The sequence below is a fragment of the Alistipes sp. genome (assembly GCF_048465635.1).
Lineage (GTDB): Bacteria > Bacteroidota > Bacteroidia > Bacteroidales > Rikenellaceae > Alistipes.
Map to the genome: position 1 here is coordinate 155,311 of NZ_DBFWLF010000017.1, position 17,912 is coordinate 173,222.

Below are 17,912 nucleotides of genomic sequence, written 5' to 3' on the forward strand. Positions count from 1 at the left end.
CGTCGGACGCCGTAGGCTCAGACCTGAGCCGGTTCGCACGCGCGCATTACGCAGCGCGTGGTGTTGAACAGGTTGAGGTTGAGGTGTCCGGCCACGTAGCTCAGCGCCTTCTGCGCCTTGACCGAGTTGCCCGCCTCGTCGAGCGGAGGTGCGAACGCCGCCAGCCCCATCACGCCCGGCACGACGCCCAGGATGCCGCCTCCGACACCCGTCTTCGCGGGAAGCCCCGTAAGGAAGAGCCAGTCGCCCGTGTGCTCATAAAAGCCCACGGTGGCCATCATCGCGGTGATCTTCGGCGCCAGCTCGGGTTTGAAGACGGGACGGTGAGTCACGGGGTTCACGCCGCCGCCCGCGATCGTCGCGCCGACGGTGGCCAGCTGGCGGGCCGTGATGCCGATCGAGCACTGGCGCGTGTAGATGTCCAGCGACAGGTCCGGATCGTCGTAGATGCGGCCGTAGTTCTTCAGCAGCCAGGCGATCGACTTGTTGTTGAAATTGGTCGCGGTCTCCGACTTGTACAACTCGTCGATGACTTCGACCTCTCCTCCGGCCAGCTCCGAGATGAAGCCGACGATGGCTTTCCACTTCGCGTCGGCATCGCCTGCGGGGCGAATCATCGAGCAGGCTGCGATGGCGCCGGCGTTGACCAGCGGGGTGGAGGGGTGGTCCTTTTCGAGCAGGATGGCCATGATCGAATTGAACGGCAGCCCCGTGGCGTCGGCCCCGATCTTTTGGAGCACCTCTTCGCCGCTGTACTGGTTCATGGCCAGGATGGCCGTGGGTACCTTCGACACCGATTCGATGCCGAAGCGGTACTCCGTGTCGCCCACGGCGATCACCTCGCCGTCGGGCAGGCAGGCGGCGATGCCGAACAGGTTCGACGGCACGTTGGCCAGGTAGGGGATGTAGTCGGCGTTCTTGCCGCCGGTTTCGTTCTTGCAGCGTTCGTAAGCCATCTGGACGGCTTCCCGAACGGTCTCTTTGTCGATTTGCTGAATCATGGCGTCGCTTATTTGTTATGCAGTTCGGTGGACGAGGGCTTGGCCGCGGGCTGCGGGTCGGTCTTGACCGGTCGGGCCGTCTTGGCGGCGGCAGTAGCGGCGGTTGCGGAGGGGACGGCGGGCTGCTGCTCCCAATGGAAGGGGGCGAACTGGGCCGCTGCCTCGGGGTCTTTCCACGAGGGTTTGCGCAGCGCATAGATCACGAACGGAGCGCCCACGACCACGATGCAGCCGATGATGAGCACCGAGAACCAGACGGTGCTGCTGCCCGTGGAGATCTGGCTGGGCGGCACGAAGCTGAGGATGAAGGCCAGCAGCGCGCCGCAGAAGCCGACCACGCCCAGCAGCCACATCAGCCAGTTGCCTTTGCCCAGGCGGAACGGACGGGGCGTGTTTTTCATCTTGTAGCGCAGCACGATCGCCGCGGAGAACATCAGCATGTACATGATGAGGTAGAGCAGCACGGTGAGCTGCGAGAGAATCTGGTAGAACGACTGTACCGACGGCATCACCACGAACAGCAGCGCCAGCAGCGTCACCACGCCGCCCTGAATCAGCAGAATGTTGCGCTGCACGCCGTTGCGGTTGGTCCGCTGGAAGAACGGCGGCAGGTAGCCCGCCTTGCCCACGGCGAAGATACCCTTCGAAGGGCCGGCCACCCACGTCAGCACGCCGGCCAGCACGCCGAACATCAGCGCGATGGCGATGATCGGGCCCGCCCACGAGATATGCAGGTACTTGAAGTAGTTGTCGAAGCCCACCAGCAGCGACTGCGTGAGGCTGATATCCTTGGCCGGAATGATAAGCCCCAGCGAGAAGGTTCCCAGAATGAAGATCAGCACCGTCACCAGCGAACCGATGATGATCGCTTTGGGGTAGTTGCGCGAGGGATTCTTGACGTCCATCACGTGAATACCCATCATCTCCATACCCGCGTAGAAGAGGAAGATGCTGCTGGCCAGCACCAGGTTGTTGAACTTCGACAGATCGGGGAAGAAGCCCTGCGACATGTCCATGTGGTTCTGACCGCCGGTCGCCAGGTAGATGATGCCAAGGATAATCAGCAGGGCCGCCGGGATGATCGTACCGATCATGCCGCCCCACTTGCTGATCTTGCCGACCCAGCCCAGACCCTTCAGGGCGATGAACGTGGCGATCCAGTAGATGGCCAGCACCATGCAGAGCGTGAAGATCTTGTTCGAGGCCAGCGTCGCGTCGTGCGCGTCGTTCATGCCGATGAAAGCGATCGTCACGGCTCCGAACGTCAGGACCGTGGGATACCAGATCGTCGATTCGATCCACTGGAGCCAGATGGCGAGGAATCCCGTGCGTGCGCCGTACGCCTCACCGACCCAGCGGAACACGCCGCCCTGCTTGTCGGAGAACATCGCGGCCAGCTCGGCAGCGACCATCGCCGTGGGGATCAGGAAGACGATGGCGGCAAAAAGGTAGTAGAACGCCGACGAAAGGCCGTAGACCGCCTCTGCGGGCAGTCCGCGCAGGCTCACGACCGCGGTCACGTTCATGATGGCGAGCGTCATGACGCTCAGCTTGAAACCTGTGCTTGTGGCAGTTTTCTTTACATCCATAAGTGAGATTTTTTGGTTTTTTAACGCCTCGGCAGGTGCAACTACCGTGCAAATCTGCCAGATGGCCCGCTTTTAAGCCTCCGGCCCGGGAAATGTCGGCGAAAAACGCTATCTTTACCCGAAAGAAATCCGGGCGTTCGTGCCGCCTCGGCCAGCTCTCCGGAGCGGAGCGGTCACGCACGATGAACGTAAAAAGAATGTCCATGCGCCGTATCCTGCTGATCCTACTGTCGCTTGCCGCCGTCGCATGCGGAGGGCGACGCAACTCCGCGACGCAGCAGCCCGCCTCTGCCGCCCCGCGCGTCTTTCTGCCGGCTCTGCCGCCCGCCGCCCTGCCGCCCGCCGAGCGGACGAAGTGGCTGCGCCGGCACTACTGGGACCGCTTCGACTTTGCGGACACGACCTTTCTTACGGAGGCCGACACCGCGCAATTGGTCGAAGCCTATGCGCGCTACGTCGCGCTCCTGATGGCTGACCCGACCGACGGCGCGCCGATGGATTCGCTCATGCGGCGGGCGAGCACGTCGCGCCGCATGCTCGATTACTTCGCCTGGCTGGGCGCCGAGGTGCTGCACGACCCCAACTCCCCGCTGCGCAACGACGAGTTCTACATTCCGGTACTGCGGGCCGTGCTGGCAAGCCCGTGGTACGACGAGTACGAGCGGATCGGACCCGCCTACGAGTTGGAGACCGCCCTGCAAAACCGCATCGGCGAGCGGGCCAACGACTTCCGCTACACGCTCGCCTCGGGCCGCACGGGAACCCTCTACGGGGTGGAGGCCGAATACGTCCTCGTCTTCATCAACAACCCCGACTGCCCGATGTGCCGCGAAATCCGCGAGGCGATCGTCTCCTCGCCGATGCTCTCCGAGATGATCGAACGCGGGCGGCTGAAGGTGCTCTCGATTTACCCCGACGAGGACCTGACGGCGTGGCGCGCGTACCTCGACCGGATACCCCAAGCGTGGATCAACGGCTACGACGCCGGGTGCGTCATCCGTGCGACGAACAGCTACGACCTCTCGGCCATCCCGGCCCTCTACCTGCTCGACGCCGACAAGCGCGTGCTAGTGAAGGATTCGACCGACGTACTTTATATCGAGGAAGTGATCGACCGCCGCGGCTGATATAAGCGCGGCTTATCGGACTATAAAAAAAGACGATCGGAAAATGATGGCGGCTTCGTTTGAAATCGCTATCTTTGTCCTACAAACAGAAACCAACACGCAAAACAGCAAAGATTATGGCAAAGAAATGGCGTTGTACCGTATGCGGTTACATTCACGAGGGACCCGAGGCTCCCGAGCAGTGCCCGATGTGTAAGGTCGGCAAGGAGAAGTTCGTCGAGATCGTCGAGCAGGAAGGCGACCTGGATTTCGTCACCGTCCACAAGATCGGCGACGGCAAGGGTTCCAGCCCCGAGCTGTGGGAGGGCCTGCAGAATCACTTCATGGGCGAGTGCACCGAGGTGGGCATGTACCTGGCCATGAGCCGGCAGGCCGACCGCGAGGGCTATCCCGAGATCGCCGAGGCCTACAAGCGTTACGCCTGGGAGGAGGCTGAGCACGCCTCGAAGTTCGCCGAGCTGATCGGCGAGGTGGTATGGGACACGAAGACCAACCTCTACAAGCGCATGAACGCCGAGTGCGGTGCGTGCGAGGACAAGATGCGTCTGGCCCGCATGGCCAAGGAGCAGAACCTCGACGCCGTGCACGACACCGTGCACGAGATGGCCAAGGACGAAGCGCGCCACGGCAAGGGCTTCGAGGGCCTCTACAAGCGTTATTTCGGCAAGTAGTCCGCACCAAAAAGCAGTTCGACCGCCGCAGCCCCGAGGGCTGCGGCGGTTTTTTGCGGGGTGCTGACCGGATGGAGCTGGAGGGCCGCTCTTCCCGCTGGGTGGGCCGTCCCCCTCTTCGCCCGCTGTGATGCGTCGGCCACGTGGTTCGACCCGCTGCGTCCCGCCTTCGGACAGGAGCGGTTCTTCTTCGGGGAGTGACCCAAAAAAGGCCGGCTTTCGAAAAAGTCGGCCTTCTTTCCGGTCGGACGGATATTACCGGTCGTGGAACAGCTGGTGGAGCGCTTTGAAGAAGCGGATCTTGTCGACTACCCACTCGTAACCGGCCTTGGCCAGGCGAGCCACCTCGTAGACCGTAGCGGCCTGCGTGCGGATCTGGTCGAGCGCGCGGTGGATCGCAAAGCGGTAGATCGCCCACGAAACCAGCGCGAAGAAGACGGCCAGGATCGACGCGGAGAGGATGAACGATCCGGTGACGTCCGACAGCCAGACGAGCAGCGCCGCCAGCAGCAGCAACAGCGCGAACGTGGCCGAGAGTGCGAAGAAGAGCAGCGAGGTCAGCAGACGGCCTCCCGAAGGCAGCTTGTTATCCATCGTTCCGGGGCGGCGTCGTTAGTCGTTGCAGTCGCAAACACCCTCTTCGTCGCACTTGCAGCGCATCTTCTCGATCTCGCTCTTCACCTTGTCCACCTCGTCGTCGATGAAGTCCTTGATCTGCCTGCGGGTTTCGGGACCCGACTGGGGCGTGAAGAGCATGGCGAGCGCCGCACCCACGATCATACCGCCCACGAGCGATACGATGGTAATACCTGTGTTTTTCATAGTCGCTGAAATTTTATTGAATTCAGCGGGAGAAATTGCAAAGTCCGGGCCAAAGCGCACGTTCCGATCGGGCGGACCGTGCACGGCCACTTGTTTTTGTCGTCCGCTTGCCTTATCTTTATGCCATGAACTCCGATCCCGCCGCGACCGCCGCCTTTACGGGCCACCGCACCTACGACGGAAGCGCCGACGAGGCGCTGCGCCGCACGGTGTGCGAGCTGCATGCGTCGGGCGTTAGGACCTTTCTGAGCGGTATGGCCGTGGGTTTCGACCTTGCGGCCGCCGAAGCGGTCCTCGCGTGCCGGCAGACGATCCCCGATATGCGGCTGGTGGCCGTCGTCCCGTTCCGTGAGCAGGCGAGCCGCTTCCCGCCCCGCGACCGCGAGCGATACGACCGGATTCTGGCCGCCGCGGATGAACGGGTGGTGCTTTCGGAGGGGTTCTACCGCGGCTGCTACGCCGTGCGCAACGACTACCTCGTCGAACACGCTTCCCGGCTGGTCGCGTGGTACGACGGTTCGCCGGGCGGCACGCGCTACACCGTCCGCCGCGCGGAGCGGAAAGGACGGCGCATCATCCACCTCCATCCCGACGCGCCGACCACCCCGATGCAGGCCGAATTGTTCTGAGGCTTTTTCTTTCCGCATAAGCTGCACGCCTTCGATGTCTGCCCCTCCCCCTTGTTTCGGGCTTAAAAATTGGGCAGACGTCCAAATTTTACTATCTTTATGACGCTAACCAACTCAAAGAAGGAGAAAACATGAAGAAATGGATCGTTTTGGCCGCAGCCGTGCTGCTGGCCGCCGGAACTGTTGCGGCACAGACCCCGGAAGAGAAACAGGCTTCGGCCGACCGCATCGCCCTGCTCCGGCAGCCCGCACCGAAGGATTGCGGCATTCAGAAGATCGACGAGGCTGTCGGCAAGTGCCAGTCGCTGGCCGGCGGGGTAGTCGCCATCGCCGATGCGACGGCTGCGCTCACGGGTGAGGCGGAAGGCGTCGACCCGGTGGCTTTGGCGGAACAACTCAAAAAGGCCGGGACCGACCTTTCGGATGCGGCTCAGGTGCTCGGCGAGGCTGCCGCGGCACTGAAGGAGGTGAAGAACCCCATGAAGCTCAAGTCCGCCAAGAAGTCGCTGGACTATGCACAGGCTGTCGTGAAAGCCGCCGGCGAGGAGCTGCCCTACCAGGGCAAGGTCGTTGCCGCGCTGGTCGGCGGCGAATAGCCCGATCCCCATACAATAGATGAGCCGCCCCGAAAGGGCGGCTCATTCATTTATACGGACGGAGGGTTACTCCCAGTTGAGAATCCGGTGGAAGTCGTACTCCTCGGGATTGGGCAGGTACTTGCGGGCGGCTTCGTAGTCGGCCGGAACGATCGCGTTGAGGATGTTTTCGACCACGGAGGTGAACTTGTCCGAACGGATGTCCACCAGACGGGGCGGAATCTTGCCCGTTTCGGGGTCCTGCAAATCTTTGAGATAGAGGGGCGAGACGTTGCCCTCCGAATCGACGTAGACCATGCAGCCCGTCTTGCCCTCGGCGAAGAGCTTGTGCACGCCGATACCCAGCTCCGAGCAGTAGGTCAGGTCGTAGGCGATCGGGGTCTGGCAGCGGATTTCATAGCCCAGCTCCACGGGGCGGCTCTTGACCTTGAGACCCAGCTCCTTGACCCGCTTCTCGATCAGCTCGTTGAAGATGTGCGCCTTCGACACCTTGCCCAGCTCGGGGTGTCCGTGCTCGTCGTAGGTGAAGTGCACGCCGCTCTTGCGGATCTCCTCGTCGGACAGCGAGTGGAACACGCCCTCGGAGATGACCGCAGCGCCGTAGTCCATGCCCATGATCTTGCGCTTGACGATGGCCGAGATGACCAGCTTGACGATCTTGTCCACCGTGATCTCCGTCTTGTCGAACATTTCGGGGATAACGATCATGGGGTAGTGGCACGCCTCGCCGATACCGAACGCCAGGTGACCCGCCGAGCGGCCCATGGCTGCCAGCACGAACCAGTTGCCGCTGGTGCGGGCGTCGACATAGACGGCGCGGGCGATGACCGTACCCTTGTCCTTGGCCGATTCGTAGCCGAACGTGGGCGTGCCCTTCGGAAGCGGCAGGTCGTTGTCGATGGTCTTCGGCACGTGGATGTTGGCGATGGGGTATTTGTTGGCTTCCAGGAACTTGGCGATGCGGTTCGCGGTTGAAGCCGTGTCGTCGCCGCCCACCGTGACCAGCAGTTTGACGTTGTTGTCGGTGAAGAACTTGAGGTTGAAGTTATGCTCGAAGTCCGAATCCTTGGGCTTGAAACGGCTCATCTGCAGGAACGAACCGCCCTGGTTGAAGATGCCGTCGGCCATCGGATAGTCGATGTCCACCGTGCGGGGAGTGGGGTTGAACAGCCCGGAGTAGCCTTCGTGCAGGCCGATCACGCGGTAGCCCTTGCGGATGAAGGTCTTGGCGACGCTGCCGACCACGGTGTTCATGCCGGGGGCCGGACCGCCGCCGGTTAGGATTGCGATTGCTTCTTTCATGGTTTTGTAGCGATTTATGATTTTTAAGATGCTGTTTTTGCGATACGAGCGCCCAAAATTAGGGCTTTTTTTTCAAACGGGCAAGAAAAAAGGGAGGCTTCGAAACCCTCCCTTATGAACGCGGTTAATATCGTTTACCCGATTACGGTCACGTTTACGGCCTGCTCGCCCTTGGCTCCCGAGCCGACTTCGTACTCGACGGCCTGACCTTCGTTGAGTGACTTGAAACCATCCGTTGCGATACCCGAGAAGTGCACGAAAATCTCCTTGCCGTCCTCTCCGGTAATGAATCCGTAGCCTTTTTTGCTATCGAACCATTTTACCTTACCTGTCATAAAAATGTGAATTAAAGTGTTAAGTGTTCGGCAAAGTAACGTAAAAAACCTTGGTTCTCAAAACTTTTTGGCATGTTTTTTCGTCTTTGGAATAAATTTCCTATATTTGTTCGGTGATCCGATTCCCCGCGGAACGTTCCCGACGGATGCCCGCTGCAAAGATCCGGGGGCGGGAGGATGGCTCTCGGGCCGGGTCGGTCCGTTTCCCGGGTGCAGAGAGCGTGGATCGGATGCGGCCCGTAAGGGAGGCTGGCACTGCCGCAGGACGGCCGGAAGGCGGCCGGGCGAAATCTTCGGGGAATCTAATTTGATTGAGGCTTATGAATAAGAAACTGAAACTCGCGCTGGCGGCTCTGCTGGGCTTTTCGGCGGCTTGCTCCACGGTGAAGAACGCACCGGCCAAGGGGGAACCCGCGGCTGCGGGCGAGGCGGATACGACCGTGATGGAGACCCCGCGCATGGTGGTCATGTACGGTGTGCGCATACCCCGCAAAGGTTCGCCGGAGGGTGCGATGTCGGTTCCGCTGAAGGATTCGGTCGATCGCTCCGGCAACACGGTCGCTCCGCCGCTCGATCCTCTGGCCGAGGAGGCCGTCGAGGAGTAACCGCCGACGCCGATGTCCCGCCGACGGCTGGGTCTGCGCAAGCGCATCGCCCTCAATATCTTTTCCGATCTCTATGCGTCGACCGTGGCCGAGCATCGGCTCGATACGCTTTTCTGGGAGTGTACGCTCCGCTGCAACCTCGCCTGCCGGCATTGCGGCAGCGACTGCCGCGTCGACCCCGGCGTGCGGGACATGCCGCTGGAGGACTTCCTGAAGGTGCTCGACGAGCAGATTACGCCCCACGTCGATCCGGCGGAGGTGCTCCTTATCTTTTCGGGCGGCGAGGTGCTGGTGCGCGAGGACCTCGAACGGGCCGGGCAGGAGGTTACCCGCCGCGGCTATGCCTGGGGGATGGTGACCAATGGCATGGCGTTGACCGCGGAGCGGTTGGAGCGTCTGCTCGATGCCGGACTGAGGACCGTGTCCGTCAGCCTCGACGGCTTCGAACGCGAACACAACTATATCCGGGGCAATCCGCTCAGTTACGACCGGGCGCTGGAGGCCATCCGCCGTATCGTGCGGCAGCCGGCGCTGACCTACGACGTGGTGACCTGCGTCACCGGGGCGATGATCCCGCAGCTGGAAGCGTTCCGCGACATGCTGATCGCCGAGGGGGTCGCCCACTGGCGGCTCTTCTCGATCTTCCCGATGGGGCGTGCCCGCGACGATCACTCGCTTCGGATGACCGACGAGCAGTTCCGTACGCTGATGGAGTTCATCCGCCGCACCCGGCAGGAGGGGCGCATCGACGCCAGTTACGCTTGCGAGGGGTTTCTGGGCGGCTACGAGGCGGAGGTCCGCGACCACTTCTACCAATGTGCCGCGGGGGTTTCGGTGGCTTCGATCCGTGTCGACGGCGCGATTTCGGGCTGCACGTCGATCCGGGCCAATTTCAATCAGGGCAACATCTACCGCGACAACTTCTGGGACGTATGGCAGAACCGCTTCGAACCGTTCCGCAACCGAGAGTGGGCACGCCGCGGCGCGTGCGCCGACTGCCGCCTGTTCCGCTACTGCCTCGGCGGCGGTATGCACCTGCACGGCGACGACGGGGAGTTGCTCTACTGTCATTATAAGCGGTTGTAGGGCGGCAGTCGGGGTCCGGATTGCTCTTTCCCGTTGTTTGTTGCGGAGCGATCGCAGGCGGCCGTGGGGGCGTCATGTGTAGAGCGGATTCCGGGTTGCTCTTCCCTCGGCTGTGTGCCGTTGCCGTGCGATCACAGGCAGGCGTGGGGCGTCATGGCTTACTGCCAAACGGAGCCGTTCCAAGGCTCTTTATTGTTCTGCGTCCGGTCGGACGGGTGCTTTGGCAGAATTTTTTCCGGAAATATTTTGACAATTCGGATTTTCGGGTTATCTTTGTGCGCTCTTAAATGATAAGGGCATCTGTTCGGGGTGTAGCGCAGTCCGGTTAGCGCGCCAGCTTCGGGAGTTGGAGGTCGCTGGTTCGAATCCAGTCTCCCCGACATCAGCATCGACACGACAGCACGCTAAAGCATGCTGTCGTTTTTTGTTGGGTGTCTTCAAGCCGTGAAATAAATTTCCGCTTTCGCCACCCAACAAAAACCGCTGCGCGGTCGATGCCGTTCTGTTCGTGTACCTGGATTCTTGGGTGTTGGTTGCGGGACGAATATCACAAACGGGCTTGCGCCCTATTTACAGTTGTCGTTCCGCGAGTGCTTCACACTTCGAATCCAGTCTCCCCGACAAGCCGACATTCGGCGAAACCTTTGCATAAAGCAAAGGTTTTTTGTTTTGAGCGCAGTTCGGGCTTGCACGAAACTGCGTTCAAAGGCAAAAAAGTCTGCGAAGCAGGTTTCGCCGCGGAGGCTTGTGCATGCGCAAAGGGGTTTTCGTGGAAAGGCGTCGCGGAGCGGTCGAAGACCGCGCAGCAGCCAATCCGGTCTCCCCGACGTCAGCATCGAGCGTGCTGTCGTTTTTGTTGGGTCTCTTCAAGCAGAAATTTATTTCCCGGTTACGTTCCGTGCTTGTCGGGTTCCTTTTACCGGTAAAAGTTTGCCGGAACGGAAAAAAGCCGCTATCTTTGCACCCCGGAATCGAAAGGTTCCCCCGGCCGGGGCCGTGAGCGTATGGGATTGTCGGACAGAGAAAACGATACGGTCACGCTGCAAGGTCGGGAACGACGGGGTGTAGCGCAGTCCGGTTAGCGCACCTGCTTTGGGAGCAGGGGGTCGCTGGTTCGAATCCAGTCTCCCCGACATATTGATAATCAGGCGTTTACAATTTTGTAAACGCTTTTTTGTTGCTCGATCGCTGGGAGGATTTATTCAACGTAAGTGATGAGCAACAAAAAATCCGCATAGCGGTTCGCATTGAATCTTGTAGTCATGCAAAGGGGTTTTCGTGGAAAGGCGTTGCGTAGCGGTCGCAGACCGCGCAGCAGCCAATCCAGTCTCCCCGACAAGAGCATCGACACGACAGTATGCATGAAGCGTGCTGTCGTTTTTTGCAGGATATCGCTATTCGGAGAAAAGCCTCCTCCTCTCTACCATCCCAATTTACGTTTCAGGAAGTTGGAAAAGCGTTTTTCGATCAGGTGGTAGCTCAGGGCTGAGGAGCCGACCGTAAGGGTGAGAATCACCGTCACGCGGACCCAGCCGGGCGTATGCGAAAGCGGTTGCAGGAGCTTTTCCGACAGGAACAGTACATGCAGCATATAGATCGAATAGCTGATATTGCCCAGATAGACCAACGGCCGGACGGCGGCCGAGACCTTGCGGCTGCGATCAAGGACGCGTTCGAGCGAAAGCCCTGCCACGAAAACCAGCAGGCAGAACAGCGAGGTTGCCGGGCCGTGGCCGTCGAACCGCGGACGGACGATCATCAGGACGATTCCGACCGTTGCCGCCGCGAACGGGATCAGGTCGAAGGCCGGATGCCAGCGGCGGCTGGTCTGGTAGAGGGCGCCGAGGAGGATGCCGACACCAAACAGCAGAACCATCGGGTTCATCGCCATGCCCAGGTAGGGCGAATGAACGCACGGCATTTTGAGGTAGGGGTCGAACGATTGCAGGAAGGGGACTCCGGTAAAGAGGATGAAGAGCGCATGAAGCAGCGCGAAAGCGGCGAACAGCGCGGCGAAGCGGAATTTACGCAGGAACAGCGATCCGAAAAAGAGCAGGTAGAAGAAGACTTCGTAGTTCAGTGTCCAGCCGACCATCCAGGTTGCATAACCGAAGAACGGCGGTCCCGATTCCCCCCCCCGAGCGGTATAAATAACATGGAGCGGTAGGTGTCCGGATTGGTCAGGCTGCCCAGCCCCCGGAAAGTCAGCAGGGCCAGCCAGTAGAGGGGAACGATGCGGATGAAGCGTCGGCCGATGAATTTCCACGGGTCGCGGTTCCGCTCGGTAACTTGGTACATGATGAACCCTGAGATGATGAAAAAGAGGTTGACGCCCATGAAGCCCTGCGCCGCGCATGCGTCGAGCACGGGAAAATCGGCGAATAGATACACCCGGAAGTGGAACCCTACGACCGACAAGGCAGCGATTCCACGCAGAATTTGCAAGGTCTTGATCATAATGCGGATTGACGGTTACTGTCCGAGCAGGAGGATTGTCCGGCAGCGGATGGTTGCCTGTTGGTTGATGGTTGTCCGTTGTCGGATGGTTGCCCGACTGCGGGGTCCGGCCGGTCGTGCGGACCGGGGCAGGAGGCTGCCGTTGCTTTCTCGACCGTCGCAATGCCCTCGCTTGCCGATGTTTCCGTTGCCGCCAAGGTTTTTCCGATCGTCGCTTCTCCGCTTGCCGAGGTTTTCCCTGCCGTTACCGTTTCACCGGTAATGGGAGCGGAGCCGTCGGCGGATGCAGGTGCATCCGGAGCGGTCCCGTTATCCGCGTCGGACGCGCCGCCGATCTCCACGCGTTCGCCCTCCACTTCGAGCGAGATCGTGTAGCGGTCGCGGCCCGTGTAGCTCTCCAGCGCTGCCGAATCGAGCGGTTCCAGCCGGAAGGCGGGTGCTGCGAGGCGGTGGGTCGAAAGCATGTATTCGGCTACGGCCCGGTCGCGCAGGGACATCAGCTGACGCAGCTGGCGTGCGGCCTGCTCGCCGAAGAGCGTCCGCGCTTTTTGGTCTGCGGAGAGTCCGTGCGGAGCGATGCCGCGTGCCGTGAGCAGCGAATCGGCGAAAGCCATGATCCCGGGCGTGCGTATATCGAGTTGCAGAAGCCGCTCGTACTCGATCATCGAGAGGCGCGGCCGGGCAGCCGGAGCGGCGGCATTGTCCGACCGGGAGGCAGCGTGAGCGGACACGGGAGCTGAACTTCCGGATGCAGATGCCGAGCTGCCGGACGCGGAGGCGGCATTCTCAGACGCGGGTGCTGAACTGTCGGATGCGAATGCGGAATTTTCCGACGCAGAAGCGATGTTCTCGGAGGCGGCATTCTCGGCTGCGGAGGCGGCGCTGTCGGGAAGTGCGGATGGCGTGGGGACCGGTCGCGTCGCGTCGGACGGAGCCGAAACGCGGTCCGAAGCGACGGGAGCGGATGCCGGAACGGCAGCTGTGCCGTCGATGGCCGGGTGCACGGAATTCGCGGCGGCCGAATCCGCCCCTTGCAGGTGGGCGGCATAGGCCATCCGCAGGGCGTTGGCCGCCTGCGCGGGCAGCGCGCGCTGCAGGTCGAGCCGCTGGGTGAGGACGATCTGCATCTCGGGTTTCTCCTGCAACAGCTGCGCGATGCGGTCGAGCGAGGCGTACTGCTCCGAGGTGAAGGCGTATTGCTGCGGATCGAGGGCGATGTATTCCAGGTTGTCCTTATGCCCTCCCAGGAACGAGAACGGGGCCGTCACCACCTTGAGCAGCACGTTGCCGATCGCTTTCATCACGATTTTGCGGTAGGAGAACTCCGGCGAATCGAGGCTCCCTTTGACCGGCAAATCCATCTTGACGTGCCCCTTTTTGTCCTTGAGCACGTAGAGACCCAGTTTGAGCGGGATGTGCATCTCGGGCTTGAGGTCCTTGCGTTTTTTGGCCGCCTCCGGTTCGAACAGGTCGAGGTGGTTCGTGCCGTCGAGATGTCGGTTGCGGATGATGTTCTGACTGCGGAAGGTGAGGTTGCCGTGTGTGAGCGGATAGGCCGTGTAATGTTCGCAGTAAGGCCCGAAGTCGGCCAGCGCGACGTTCGAGAGCCAGAGCGTGATATTCTGGTTGTCCAGTCCGTCGAGCGTCCCTTCCCAGCGCAGGCGGGCCTGCCCGGTCTGCTGCATGCGCGCCTCGATCAGCAGGTTGTTCTTCGCTGCCGGGTCGAAATTGCGGCTGTGCATGCGGATGTCGCCGATGCGGTACTCGAACGGACGGTGGAGGGTGCGGTCGCGCAGGGTCACGCTGCCGCGGGCGATCTCCAGATCGGCGATCTGCAGCGTCGGCGCGGGGGCCAGCCCTGCGGCCGGCTCCTCCGCGGCCGTTTCGGCGCCGGGTGCGGTCTGACTGTTCCCGGCCCGCTCACTTCCGGCCCGCTTGGCCCCGGCCTGCTTGGCCCCGGCCTGCTCACTCCCGGCCTGCCCGCTCCCGGCCGGGGCCGTGCGCATCAGCGCCGAGATGTTGTCGCCCTCGGGCGTAAGCTCCACCAGGGCCGAAAAACCGCTCATGTAGAGCTTCTCGAGGCGGAACCGGTTCCGGCCCAGGTCGCCCTCGGTCAGTTTCACGGCCAGCGTGTCGACCGCCGCCACCTCACGGTGCTGCGCGTCGTAGAGGGCGAACCCCGCGAGCGATGCCTCGCCCGAGGCGCGCAGCGAGAGCAGATGCTCCAGGTCGCCCTGCAGCCGCACGTCGGCCGACAACCGCCCGTCCACGTCCGTCACGTCGAGCGACTGGCGGAAGTAGGGGAGCATGCCGTCGAGCGCCAGCTCCCGGAGCCGGATGCCGATGTCGAAATCCGACCGCTCGATGTCGTAGGCCACGCGGGTTTCGAGCGAGCCGCCCTCGGCGAAGTTGAGCACCGCGCCCACATCGGTCTTCGCGCCCGAGAAGTAGACCCCGGGGATGGTGAGGTTCACGTCGTTCAGCCCCCAGGTGGCGTCGAGCAGCAGGTCCTTGTAGAAGATATGTCCGTCGCGGATGGAGATGTCGTAGATGCCCACCTCCCACGGCTTCGCAGGTTCGGCCGGTTCGGGAGTGGCGGTCGTGTCTGCGCGGAAACGGTCGAGGATGTCGTCGAACGAGAACGCTGTGCCCTGCTGGTAGATTTTCAGATCGGGGCCCGTGAAGGCGATGCGGCGCACGTCGATCCGCCGGGCCAGCAGCGGCCAGAGGCGCATGCGCATGTCGAACGAATCGAGGCGGAAAAAGGTCGTCGAATCCTCCGCCCCGCCGATGCGCAGGTCCGTGATGCGCAGCCGTCCGGTGAAGAGGTTGAAGCGCAGCCGTTCCATGCGGATCGAGCGGCCGAGCAGTTCGCGGTCGTGCCGCTCGATGTAACGTTTGGCCACGGGGGAGACGGCGACGGCCGCCACAAGAAGGATGCCGGCCAGTACGGCAATGACGATCAGGGTTATTTTCAGCGGTTTCTTCATGGGTTCGGAGTAAAATGCGGGTTCGGGTTCGGAAGGCCGGGTTAGAGCGGATCGAACAGGTGGGCGAAGTCTTCGTCCGGCGAGGGCCGGTAGACGGCGAAGCCCAGCGCGCGGGCGGCGTTGACGTTGCGCTGGGAATCGTCGATGAAGAGGCTCTCTTCCGGCCGCATGCCGCTGTCGGCGATCATGCGGCGGAAAATCTCCTCGGAGGGTTTCAGCAGGTGCATTTGGTAGGAGAGGTAAATCCGGTCGAAGTAGTGGTCCATCGTGCGGCCGTCGGCGGTGAACATGCGGCGGATGACCTCCATCGAGGCGGGGTTGTTGTTCGAGAGTACGTAGGTTTTGAGGCCCCGGCTGCGCAGCGTGTCGATCAGCCGCAGGTTCCGTACGGGAACGTCCGTCAGAAAGGCGGCATAGGCGTCGGCGATTTGCTCATCGGTAACCTCCGCGCGCCCCGTAAGGCGGCGCATCTGCACGCACGCTTCGTGGAAATCGATCTCCCCCTTTTCAAGCTGCCCGATCATGGCGGCGGGGTGGTAGGGGTCGACCAGTTCGGCGACCTGCGGCATGCCCAGATTGACGAATGCCGCCTTGCAGCGCTCGATGTCGAGCTTCACGAGCACCCCGCCCAGGTCGAAAATAACGTTTCGTATCGTATCCATCATTTCTGAAATTTCATCGTATAGCGGCGCAGCGGGCGCAAGACGCACATGGGCAGTGCCTTGCAGAGCGGGATCCAGATGCGGTTCCACCAGTCGGGCACGATGCAGCGGCGGCCCCGCCACAGGGCTTTCAGCCCGCGCCGCGCGCAAGAGTCGGCCGAAATGAGCACGCCCAGCCGCAGCCCGATGCGCTGCCAGTAGGGGGTAAGACCGTACAAATCCGTTGCCACGCCCGCCGGGCAGACGGCCGTGACGCGGATGTTCCGCTCGCCGACTTCGCGGGCGAAGGCCACCGAAAAACTTTTCAGGTAGGCTTTCGAGGCGCTGTAAAGGGCCAGCCCCGGGAAGGGCATCCAGAGCGAATAGGACGCCATGTTGAGGATATGTCCCCGCACGCCGCGGCGGATCATGTCGGCCGCGCAGAGGCGGCTGAGCTGCGTGGCGGTCACGTCGTGCAGCAGGATGATGCGCTCGATGCGCTCGGGCGGCGTTGCGAGAATATCGCAGAACGAGAAGATGCCCGCATTGTTGATCAGCACGTCGACGGCGATCCCCTCGGTCTGCACGTGGTCGAACAGCTCGCGCGCCGCCTCCGTGCGGGCCAGGTCGATCGCGCAGATGCGCACCTCGGCCCCGCCCAGCGCCTCGATCTCGCGCCCGACGGCTTCGAGCGGTTCGCGCCGGTCGCCCGCGATCAGCAGCCGGTAGCCCAGCGCCGCCAGCCGCAGGGCGTAGCAGCGGCCGATGCCCGACCCCGCGCCCGTAACCAGCGCCCAGGCGCTGCCGTATGTCACAGCACCCCGTTTCATGGCAGCCGGTCGAGCTCCTCGCGGATTTTGCGCGGCAGGTTGTCGCACTGTTTGCAGCACTTCATGTCCACGGAGTACATGCGTGCGATGCAGTAGTTGCGGTGGTCGCAGCCGCTGCGCGTCGCCTCGTCTCCCGTGCGGAGCTTCTCGACGAAGGCCGTGTCGTTGACCAGCGCGCGGGCCATCTGCACCAGGTCGAACCCCGCGTCCAGCGCCCGGTCGATGCCTTGGCGGCTGACCAGCCCGCCCACGTAGACCAGCGGTCCCTTCAAGGCGGCGCGGAACTTTCGGGCGTCCTCCAGAAAATAGCACTCCTCGAAGGGGAACTGGCGGATCATGTAGGGACCGCAGTAGCGGATGAACAGCCTGAGCCACCAGGGGGAGTAGTAGCTCATCGTGTAAATGGGGATCAGCCCCCGCATGACGGCCATCGGGGCCTTCGACACGAAGCCGCCCGAGAGGACGATGCCGTCGACGCCGTAGGACTCGATGACCCGGGCGATCTCGATGCTCTCGGGAATCTCGATGCCGCCCGGGAAGCCGTCGTACATGTTGTGTTTGACCAGCACGGCCACCCGGCTGCGCGCCGCCGCCTCCATCACCGAGTCCATGCACATGCGCAGGAAGCGCATGCGGTTTTCGAGCGAGCCGCCGAACTCGTCGCGGCGGTGGTTGGTATAGGGCGAGAGGAACTGCGAGATGAGGTAGCCGTGTCCGGCGTGCACCTCCACCGAGTCGAACCCCGCCTCGCGGGCTGTCGTCACGGCGCGGCCGAAGTCCTTGGCCGTTTGGACGATTTCGTCGCGGCGCATGCCCCGCACGGGGGTGTAGGCGTAGAGGTTGAAGCCCGTCGAGGCGCCGACGGGGATCTGCCCGGCGGTCGTCAGATGGGTCATGTTGCCGCAGTGGCCGATCTGGATGCCGCACGCCGCGCCCTCGCGGTGTACGGCGTCGGTCAGCTCGCGCAGGCCCGGGACGATCTGGGGACGCAGCCACAGCTGTTTGCGGAACGAAAGACCGCTGCGGCTGACCGCGGCATAGGCCACCGTGGTCATGCCCACGCCGCCGCGGGCCACCGCGACGTGGTAGTTTTTCAGCTCTTCCGAAGGGCCGAAGTCGCGGCCCATCGACTCGAAGGCCGCCGAACGCACCGTGCGGTTGCGCAGCGTGACGGGACCGAGCTGGTAGGGGGTGAAGAGTTTAGAATTCAAAATTAAAAATTAAGAATTAA

18 protein-coding genes and 2 tRNA genes are annotated in these 17,912 nt (G+C 62.4%); 8 read left to right on the forward strand and 12 right to left on the reverse strand.

Annotated features, from left to right (window positions below; translation table 11 throughout):
- Positions 1–17 precede the first annotated feature (17 nt).
- Together glsA and gadC are read right to left on the reverse strand one after the other, a co-directional pair.
- Positions 18–1,001 carry a glutaminase A gene (gene glsA, locus ACMO9O_RS07005; protein WP_418983107.1) on the reverse strand — a complete coding sequence of 328 codons (984 nt, stop codon included), beginning with the start codon at positions 999–1,001 and terminating at the stop codon, positions 18–20.
- Positions 1,002–1,009: 8 nt separating this feature from the next.
- On the reverse strand, positions 1,010–2,590 hold the full coding sequence (gene gadC / locus ACMO9O_RS07010; protein WP_418983108.1) for a putative glutamine/gamma-aminobutyrate antiporter GadC: 1,581 nt from the start codon (positions 2,588–2,590) through the stop codon (positions 1,010–1,012).
- A gap of 203 nt (positions 2,591–2,793) precedes the next feature.
- Between gadC and ACMO9O_RS07015 the strand changes: the two genes are divergently transcribed.
- Both ACMO9O_RS07015 and ACMO9O_RS07020 read left to right on the forward strand, forming a co-directional pair.
- Positions 2,794–3,717, forward strand: a complete 924-nt coding sequence (locus ACMO9O_RS07015) for a DUF5106 domain-containing protein (RefSeq protein WP_418983109.1) — start codon at positions 2,794–2,796, stop codon at positions 3,715–3,717.
- A gap of 116 nt (positions 3,718–3,833) precedes the next feature.
- Positions 3,834–4,388, forward strand: coding sequence for an NADH peroxidase (locus ACMO9O_RS07020; RefSeq protein WP_418983110.1), 555 nt, complete (start codon positions 3,834–3,836; stop codon positions 4,386–4,388).
- Positions 4,389–4,643: 255 nt separating this feature from the next.
- On the opposite strand, the gene ACMO9O_RS07025 is transcribed toward ACMO9O_RS07020, so the two are convergent.
- Both ACMO9O_RS07025 and ACMO9O_RS07030 read right to left on the reverse strand, forming a co-directional pair.
- Positions 4,644–4,982, reverse strand: a complete 339-nt coding sequence (locus ACMO9O_RS07025) for a hypothetical protein (RefSeq protein ID WP_418983111.1) — start codon at positions 4,980–4,982, stop codon at positions 4,644–4,646.
- Between the two features lie 18 nt (positions 4,983–5,000).
- Positions 5,001–5,210, reverse strand: a complete 210-nt coding sequence (locus ACMO9O_RS07030) for a YtxH domain-containing protein (RefSeq protein ID WP_418983113.1) — start codon at positions 5,208–5,210, stop codon at positions 5,001–5,003.
- A gap of 125 nt (positions 5,211–5,335) precedes the next feature.
- Between ACMO9O_RS07030 and ACMO9O_RS07035 the strand changes: the two genes are divergently transcribed.
- Entirely contained in the window at positions 5,336–5,839 is a 504-nt protein-coding gene (locus ACMO9O_RS07035) for an SLOG family protein (protein WP_418983115.1), read from the forward strand.
- Positions 5,840–5,970: 131 nt separating this feature from the next.
- Positions 5,971–6,435, forward strand: a complete 465-nt coding sequence (locus ACMO9O_RS07040) for a hypothetical protein (RefSeq protein WP_418983116.1) — start codon at positions 5,971–5,973, stop codon at positions 6,433–6,435.
- A 66-nt stretch (positions 6,436–6,501) separates the two neighbouring features.
- Here the strand turns inward: ACMO9O_RS07040 and ACMO9O_RS07045 are convergent, their stop codons facing one another.
- Both ACMO9O_RS07045 and ACMO9O_RS07050 read right to left on the reverse strand, forming a co-directional pair.
- The gene (locus ACMO9O_RS07045; protein WP_418983117.1) at positions 6,502–7,737 is read right to left on the reverse strand and encodes a 6-phosphofructokinase; all 1,236 of its coding nucleotides are present in this window, start codon (positions 7,735–7,737) and stop codon (positions 6,502–6,504) included.
- Positions 7,738–7,871: 134 nt separating this feature from the next.
- Positions 7,872–8,072 carry a cold-shock protein gene (locus tag ACMO9O_RS07050; RefSeq protein ID WP_418983118.1) on the reverse strand — a complete coding sequence of 67 codons (201 nt, stop codon included), beginning with the start codon at positions 8,070–8,072 and terminating at the stop codon, positions 7,872–7,874.
- Between the two features lie 320 nt (positions 8,073–8,392).
- On the opposite strand from ACMO9O_RS07050, the gene ACMO9O_RS07055 reads away from it, so the two are divergent.
- The 4 genes from ACMO9O_RS07055 to ACMO9O_RS07070 all read left to right on the forward strand — a co-directional run bounded on the left by ACMO9O_RS07055 (position 8,393) and on the right by ACMO9O_RS07070 (position 10,896).
- Entirely contained in the window at positions 8,393–8,677 is a 285-nt protein-coding gene (locus ACMO9O_RS07055; protein ID WP_418983120.1) for a hypothetical protein, read from the forward strand.
- A gap of 12 nt (positions 8,678–8,689) precedes the next feature.
- Positions 8,690–9,763: a TIGR04133 family radical SAM/SPASM protein gene (locus tag ACMO9O_RS07060; RefSeq protein ID WP_418983122.1), complete on the forward strand. Its 1,074-nt coding sequence runs from the start codon at positions 8,690–8,692 to the stop codon at positions 9,761–9,763.
- A 305-nt stretch (positions 9,764–10,068) separates the two neighbouring features.
- Positions 10,069–10,143: transfer RNA gene (locus tag ACMO9O_RS07065), tRNA-Pro, on the forward strand.
- 678 nt (positions 10,144–10,821) lie between these two features.
- Positions 10,822–10,896 (forward strand) — tRNA-Pro (locus ACMO9O_RS07070).
- 287 nt (positions 10,897–11,183) lie between these two features.
- On the opposite strand, the gene ACMO9O_RS07075 is transcribed toward ACMO9O_RS07070, so the two are convergent.
- Genes ACMO9O_RS07075 through ACMO9O_RS07100 form a run of 6 tightly spaced genes read right to left on the reverse strand, consistent with a single transcriptional unit; the run spans position 11,184 to position 17,892 of the window.
- Complete coding sequence (locus tag ACMO9O_RS07075; RefSeq protein ID WP_418983124.1) at positions 11,184–11,858, reverse strand: acyltransferase family protein; 675 nt, start codon at positions 11,856–11,858, stop codon at positions 11,184–11,186.
- Entirely contained in the window at positions 11,840–12,220 is a 381-nt protein-coding gene (locus ACMO9O_RS07080; protein ID WP_418983126.1) for an acyltransferase family protein, read from the reverse strand. Before ACMO9O_RS07080 ends, ACMO9O_RS07075 begins: the two co-directional genes overlap by 19 nt.
- Entirely contained in the window at positions 12,217–15,210 is a 2,994-nt protein-coding gene (locus tag ACMO9O_RS07085; protein WP_418983127.1) for a DUF748 domain-containing protein, read from the reverse strand. Before ACMO9O_RS07085 ends, ACMO9O_RS07080 begins: the two co-directional genes overlap by 4 nt.
- 41 nt (positions 15,211–15,251) lie before the next feature.
- Entirely contained in the window at positions 15,252–15,872 is a 621-nt protein-coding gene (locus tag ACMO9O_RS07090) for an HAD family hydrolase (protein WP_418983129.1), read from the reverse strand.
- The gene (locus ACMO9O_RS07095; protein WP_418983130.1) at positions 15,872–16,681 is read right to left on the reverse strand and encodes an SDR family NAD(P)-dependent oxidoreductase; all 810 of its coding nucleotides are present in this window, start codon (positions 16,679–16,681) and stop codon (positions 15,872–15,874) included. Before ACMO9O_RS07095 ends, ACMO9O_RS07090 begins: the two co-directional genes overlap by 1 nt.
- Complete coding sequence (locus ACMO9O_RS07100; RefSeq protein WP_418983131.1) at positions 16,678–17,892, reverse strand: NADH:flavin oxidoreductase; 1,215 nt, start codon at positions 17,890–17,892, stop codon at positions 16,678–16,680. Before ACMO9O_RS07100 ends, ACMO9O_RS07095 begins: the two co-directional genes overlap by 4 nt.
- Positions 17,893–17,912: the final 20 nt, after the last annotated feature.